We start from the raw sequence: 6,498 nt of genomic DNA on the forward strand, positions 1-6,498 counted from the left end.
CACGGAGCCCACGCGGTCGCGAGTGCGGCATCCGTCATCCTCGGACTGACGACGTGCGTGCTGTTCGCGCGCGTCAGCATGGCCCTCGGCGCTCTGGTGCGCCGCCCGCGGCAGTCGCGCGAACTCATGAGCGTCTACCTCGTGGCGGTGCTCGTCGTCGTCGTTCCGGTCGGGGTGTTCCTCGGCTCCCTCGAGTGGCGGGGTGTCGTCCCCTCGCAGCTCGCTTCGGCAGCGGAGATCCTCGCCTGGACGCCGATCGGCGCGGCGTGGGGCATCGCCCTGGCGCCCTCGGCGGGAGCGGCCGTCGGCAGTGTCGTCGTCGCGCTCGCCACGGTGGCGGTGCTGGGGGTCGCGTGGTTCGCTCTGGTCACCGTGCTGCTGACGACCACTCCTCGACCGGCGCCCGTGCGCGAACGCAGCGGACTGGGATGGTTCGCACTGCTGCCCGGCACACCCGGAGGAGCGGTGGCCGCGCGCAGCCTCTCGTACTGGTTGCGCGACCGGCGCTACCTCGTCAACGTCGTCATCGTGCCGGTCGCCGCCGTCGTGTCCACGGTGCCCCTGCTCGTCGCCGGCGTCCCCTTCGAACTCGCGGTGCTGCTGCCCGTGCCCATCATGGCCCTGTTCTTCGGGTGGCTGCCGCACAACGACCTCGCCTACGACTCGACCGCCCTGTGGATGCACATCGCGAGCGGGATGCGCGGAGCGTCCGACCGCATCGGCCGCCTCGTCCCGGTGCTGCTGATCGGCATCCCGATCCTCGCCGTGAGCCTGCCGCTCGCGATCGTCGCCCACGGCCGGTGGGCCGTCTTCCCCGCCATGGTGGGTGTGTGCGCGGCCCTGTTCCTCGCCGGTCTCGGGCTGTCGAGCATCTCATCGGTGCTCGCGCCCTACGCCGTGTCACGCCCCGGCGACAGCCCGTTCCAGCAGCCGCAGCGCACCGGGTCCGGGGGAGTCCTGGCGCAGGGTCTCGTCATGGCCGGCGCCGTGCTCGCCGCCGTTCCGTCCGCGGTGCTCACGTGGCAGGCGATCAACGGCGACGCCATCGATGCGATGTTCGCGCTGTGGATCGGCGTGGGCATCGGAGTGGGCGTCCTCGTCGTGGGGATCGCCGTCGGAGCACTGCTCTTCGAGCGTCGCGGAACCCGGCTCATGGAGTTCGCCGAGGCCACCTGATCGCGGGCCGGCCGACCCGATGGCCGCGTCCGCGGCTACACTGGCTCTCCATGAGCACGCCTCTCGACAGACCGGACAGCGGGGGCCTCGCAACCCTCGACCGCGAGCTCGAAGAGCTCATCCGCGAAGAGAACATCGAGCCCGGCGATCATGAGCGCTTCTCGCACTACGTGAAGAAGGACAAGATCCTCGAGTCCGCCATCACCGGCAAGCCCGTCCGGGCGCTCTGCGGCAAGAAGTGGACGCCGGGGCGCGACCCCGAGAAGTTCCCCGTCTGCCCGCAGTGCAAAGAGATCTACGAGTCGCTCGTCAACTGATCGTCCCTGGCGGGTCGATACCTCGCGACCGCGTGGGGTCCGGTCGCTGAGACAGGCCCAGCGCCCTCCCTCCCGCGGTGGCTGACTCCCGCGTCACTCCGCGTCGCGGTACTGCGTCGGCAACGCCGGGTCGGACTTGCTCAGCGCCAGCGCGCGAACGGGAAGTTCCTCGCGCACCCGCGCGTGATGGGCCCGAGCGGCGGCCACTCCCTCGCGGCCGAGGGCGGCGGCATCCCCTTCTCCCCGCTCCATCAGCGTGGTCTGCAGGGCGCGGGCGTCCGGGTGCTCGGCGGCCGTCGACAGCTCTTCGAACCCGTCGCTGACGACCACGAGCTCCGACGTCGCCGTGCCGGCGTCGAGCGTGCGAAACGCGGCCTTGCGGCCCCCGTGCGACGCCTTCTCGGCCGAGGCCTTGGCCACGCCCACCCAGGATCCGTCGGCCGCTTCGCGTGCGACGAGCTTGAACACCAGCCCCGCGGTGGGAACGCCCGAACCGGTCGCCACCGAGGTGCCCACGCCGTAGGAATCGACGGGGGATGCCGCCAGCGCCGCGAGCGCGTACTCGTCGAGGTCGCTGGTCACGGTGATCCGTGTGCCGGTCGCTCCGAGTTCGTCGAGCAGGGCGCGCACCTCGCCCGCGACGATCGGCAGATCGCCCGAGTCGATCCGCACACCGCCGAGCTCGGTGCCGGCCACCCGGACCGCGGTGCGGACGCCCTCGGCGATGTCGTACGTGTCGATGAGCAGGGTCGTGCCGGTGCCGAGCGCGTCGATCTGCGAGCGGAACGCGTCTTCCTCGGTGTCGTGCAGCAGCGTCCACGCGTGCGCCGCGGTGCCCATGGTCGGAACGCCCCAGCGGCGGCCCGCCTCGAGGTTGCTGGTGGCGGAGAACCCGGCGATGTACGCGGCACGGGCGGCCGCGACCGCGGCTTCTTCGCTGGCGCGGCGCGATCCCATCTCGGCCAGGGGGCGGTCGCCCGCGGCGACGCTCATGCGGGCAGCGGCCGTGGCTACGGCGGAGTCGTAGTTCAGGATGCTGAGCGCCAGCGTCTCGAGCAGCACGGCCTCGGCGAAGGTGCCCTCGACGGTCAGCAGCGGCGACCCGGGGAAGTACACCTCGCCCTCGCGGTACCCGGTGATCGACCCCGCGAAGCGGTAATCGGCGAGGAAGTCGACGGTGGTGGCATCCACGATCCTCTCGTCGCGCAGGAACCGCAGCTCGTCCTCGCCGAAACGGAAGTCGCGGATGGCCTCGAGCAGTCGACCCGTGCCCGCGACGACGCCGAAGCGGCGGCCGCCCGACAGGCGGCGCCCGAACACCTCGAACACGCAGCGGCGCGAGGCGGTGCCGTCGCGCAGGGCGGCGTCGAGCATCGTGAGTTCGTAGCGGTCGGTGTGCAGGGCGGTGCTGCGGCTCATGGCGCCAGCCTATTGCGGGGCCCGCGTCCGGCCCTGCCCCTCGCCCCGCGCTTGACAGCACAGCTGTGCGCGAAACTCCTGAGTTCTTCGGCGGGGAGGGCGGTGGATGCCGGAATCCCGGCGTATCGCGACGGTACTTCAGGAGTTTTGCACCCCTCGCGCGGGGCCCCGATCACCCGCCCCACCCCCGCCCGATAGGCTGGAGCCCTATGAACGACGCGCCGATCGGGATCTTCGACTCGGGGGTCGGCGGTCTCACCGTCGCCCGGGCCGTGTCGCAGCAGCTGCCGCGCGAGTCGGTGCTCTACATCGGCGACACCGCGCGTTCGCCCTACGGCCCCAAGCCGATCGCCGACGTGCGCAGGTACGCGCTCGAGGTGCTCGACACGCTCGTCGAGCAGGGCGTGAAGATGCTCGTGATCGCGTGCAACACCGCGTCGGCCGCGATGCTGCGCGACGCCCGCGAGAGATACGACGTCCCCGTCGTCGAGGTGATCGGCCCCGCGGTCCGCACGGCCATGTCGACCACCCGCAACGGACGCATCGGCGTGATCGGCACGGTCGGCACGATCGGCTCCCGCGCCTACCAGGACATGCTCGAGGTCAACGAGCGACTGACGGTGTTCGCCGAGGCGGCACCGCGTTTCGTCGAGTTCGTCGAGGCGGGCATCACGGATTCGCCCGAGGTTTTCGCCACCGCAGAGCAGTACCTCGCGCCGTTGCGTCACGCGGGGGTCGACACCCTCGTGCTCGGGTGCACGCACTATCCGTTCCTCGAGGGCGTCATCAGCTACGTCATGGGCCCGGACGTCAGTCTCGTCTCCAGCGACAGCGAGACGGCGAAGGACGTCTTCCGGCAGCTGGTCTCGCGCGACCTTCTCGCGAGCCCGGATGCCGTCCCCCATCACCGGTACGAGGCCACCGGATCGTCGGCCGACGACTTCGTGCGCCTCGCGCACCGCCTCATGGGCCGCGAGGTGCGCGAGGTGCAGCTCGTGCAGACCGGCGCCATCGACCTGCCGCGCTGAGGCGTGGCATCCATCCCCGTTCCCCTGGAGGACCCCATGACCCGTAAAGACGGCCGCACGAACGACCAGCTGCGCTCCGTGACCATCGAGCGCGGATGGTCGGCGCATGCCGAGGGCTCCGCACTCGTGACGTTCGGCGGCACCAAGGTGCTGTGCACGGCGTCGTTCACCAACGGCGTTCCGCGCTGGCTGACGGGCAAGGGCAAGGGCTGGGTCACCGCCGAGTACGCGATGCTTCCGCGCGCGACGAACAGCCGCAACGACCGCGAGAGCATCAAGGGCAAGGTCGGCGGACGCACGCACGAGATCTCGCGCCTGATCGGGCGGGCCCTGCGCGCCGTCGTCGACACCAAGGCGCTGGGCGAGAACACGATCGTCATCGACTGCGACGTGCTGCAGGCCGACGGCGGCACGCGCACCGCCGCCATCACGGGTGCCTACGTCGCCCTGGCGGATGCCATCGCCTGGGGCCGCGAGAAGAAGTTCATCGCGCAGCGCGCCGAGGTGCTGCGCGACTCGGTCGCCGCGGTGTCGGTTGGCATCATCGACGGCGAGCCGATGCTCGACCTCGCCTACGTCGAGGACGTCCGCGCCGAGACCGACATGAACGTCGTCGTCACCGGTCGCGGGCTGTTCGTCGAGGTGCAGGGCACCGCCGAGGGCGCCCCGTTCGACAAGCGCGAGCTCGACCAGCTGCTGGAGCTGGGCGTGAACGGCTGCGCCGAGCTGCGTGGCATCCAGACCGCGGCTCTCGAGGGCTGAGATGGCCCGCGTCGTCCTCGCCACCCACAACCCGCACAAGGTCGAGGAGTTCCAGGCGATCGTCGCCGAGGTGCGTCCGGATCTCGAGGTCGTCGGATACGACGGTCCCGAGCCCGTCGAGGACGGGGTGACCTTCGCCGCGAACGCACTCATCAAGGCGCGCGCGGCGGCGCGGCACACCGGACTGCCCGCGCTGGCCGATGATTCGGGCGTCGCGGTGGACGTGCTGGGCGGTTCGCCCGGGGTGTTCTCGGCCTACTGGGCCGGACACAAGAAGGATGCCGCCGCCAACGTCGAGCTGCTGCTCGACCAGTTGTCCGATGTCGCGGATCCGCACCGCACCGCCCAGTTCGTGTCGGTGATCGCGCTCGTCCGCCCCGACGGCACCGAGGACACGGTCGAGGGCCGCTGGCCCGGTCGCCTGGCGACCTCGCCGGCCGGACCGGGTGGTTTCGGGTACGACCCGATCTTCGTGCCCGATGGTCAGCCGGGAGGCGACGAACGCACGGTGGGGGAGTGGACGGCGACCGAGAAGAACGCCGAGTCGCACCGCGCGCGGGCGTTCGAACGGCTGGTGCCGTTGCTCGCGCAGCTGTAGACCGCGCCGCGCGCGACGGCACGTGTCGCCGACTGAGGTACCTTCTCACCCGGTGAGGTCGCGGTGCAGGCGCCACAGGTGAGCGTAATGTCCGTCCGCGGCCTTGAGTGCTGCCGGACTGCCGATCTCGACGGCCCGTCCATGATCCAGGACGATCACGAGGTCGGCCGAACGCGTGGCATCCAATCGGTGGGTGACCAGGATGTGCGTGGTCGACCCGTCACGCCGCGCCCTGTCCTGCAGTGTGGCGATCAACCTCGCCTCTGCGAGCGCATCGAGCGCCGAGGCGGGCTCATCCAGCACGACGACGCGGTGCGGACAGACAAGTCCGCGGGCCGTGGCCACCCGCTGCCATTGCCCGCCGGACAGTGCGACTCCGCCCTGCCACTGCTCACCGAGTTGGGCGTCCCACCCGTGGGTCTCGAAAACCCCCGACGCGGCCGCGTCTCGAGCCGCGACGGCGAGCGACTCGTCGTCGTGGAGGAGATCCGTGTCACCGAAGCCCACGGCATCCCTCACCCTGAGCTCGTAGCGGACGAAGTTCTGGGCGACCGTCGAGGCGCTGTGCATCACGGCGTCGCGGCCGGAGACATCGACGGTTCCCGTGGACGGGGAGCGTACGCCGAGGATCAGATCGGCCAGTGTCGACTTGCCCGACCCGTTTTCGCCGACGACCACGACGAACGCCCCCTCGGGGATGTCCAGCGTCACGGGATGCAGCGCCGGGACGACCGCCCCCGGGTAGGTGTAGCTCGCGCCGACGAGACGAACGGCGCTCGTCCCGGGCTGTGGCGCCGTGACGGAGAGGGCCGCGTGACGTTCGACGTAGCGCTGCAACCACAGCACCCGGTCCATGCTGCGCAGGGAACGCGCGGCCAGCGAGATCGTGAACTGCCCGACGGCTGACAGGGACGCGAGTGTGGTCACGACGATGAACGCCTGGGCCACTGATCCGGCACTCGTCCGCCCGCTGATGGCGTCCCGCGCGGTGAGCAGGAGAGCGACGCCGGCACCCGCCAGAAAGAGGATCTGGTCGACGCCACCGAGAAGGGCGATCTTGCGTTGCGCCGTCCTGCGCGGCGTGATCCAGGATTCGACGGCCTCGTCGAATCGCCGGTGCAAGAGGCTCAGACCGCCGTGCAGACGCGCATCCCACAGATCGGTCCAGGTCGAGCCCGTATTGAGCAGGCGTTCCCGG

General features: G+C 70.9%; 7 protein-coding genes. 5 read left to right on the top strand and 2 right to left on the bottom strand.

Annotation, left to right across the window (positions count from 1 at the left end):
* Both QZ433_RS13945 and QZ433_RS13950 read left to right on the top strand, forming a co-directional pair.
* Positions 1-1,176: hypothetical protein (locus QZ433_RS13945; protein ID WP_295784601.1), on the top strand; the 1,176-nt coding region annotated here is incomplete at its 5' end.
* Between the two features lie 50 nt (positions 1,177-1,226).
* On the top strand, positions 1,227-1,493 hold the full coding sequence (locus tag QZ433_RS13950) for a DUF3039 domain-containing protein (RefSeq protein WP_076676153.1): 267 nt from the start codon (positions 1,227-1,229) through the stop codon (positions 1,491-1,493).
* A gap of 93 nt (positions 1,494-1,586) precedes the next feature.
* Here the strand turns inward: QZ433_RS13950 and QZ433_RS13955 are convergent, their stop codons facing one another.
* Positions 1,587-2,912 (bottom strand): nicotinate phosphoribosyltransferase, encoded by a 1,326-nt coding sequence (locus QZ433_RS13955; protein ID WP_295784603.1) that lies wholly within the window; start codon positions 2,910-2,912, stop codon positions 1,587-1,589.
* 209 nt (positions 2,913-3,121) lie between these two features.
* Here QZ433_RS13955 and murI point away from each other — a divergent pair, with 209 nt between their 5' ends.
* The 3 genes from murI to rdgB are packed head-to-tail and all read left to right on the top strand — an operon-like array spanning position 3,122 to position 5,300.
* Complete coding sequence (gene murI / locus QZ433_RS13960; RefSeq protein WP_295784605.1) at positions 3,122-3,940, top strand: glutamate racemase; 819 nt, start codon at positions 3,122-3,124, stop codon at positions 3,938-3,940.
* Positions 3,941-3,976: 36 nt separating this feature from the next.
* Positions 3,977-4,702 (top strand): ribonuclease PH, encoded by a 726-nt coding sequence (gene rph / locus QZ433_RS13965; protein ID WP_295784607.1) that lies wholly within the window; start codon positions 3,977-3,979, stop codon positions 4,700-4,702.
* A gap of 1 nt (position 4,703) precedes the next feature.
* Complete coding sequence (rdgB, locus tag QZ433_RS13970; protein WP_295784609.1) at positions 4,704-5,300, top strand: RdgB/HAM1 family non-canonical purine NTP pyrophosphatase; 597 nt, start codon at positions 4,704-4,706, stop codon at positions 5,298-5,300.
* A 45-nt stretch (positions 5,301-5,345) separates the two neighbouring features.
* On the opposite strand, the gene QZ433_RS13975 is transcribed toward rdgB, so the two are convergent.
* Positions 5,346-6,498 (bottom strand): ABC transporter ATP-binding protein (locus QZ433_RS13975; protein WP_295784610.1); only part of this gene is annotated, 1,153 nt, incomplete at its 5' end.

Origin of the sequence: uncultured Microbacterium sp., assembly GCF_913776565.1 — a bacterium.
Taxonomy (GTDB): Bacteria; Actinomycetota; Actinomycetes; order Actinomycetales; family Microbacteriaceae; genus Microbacterium.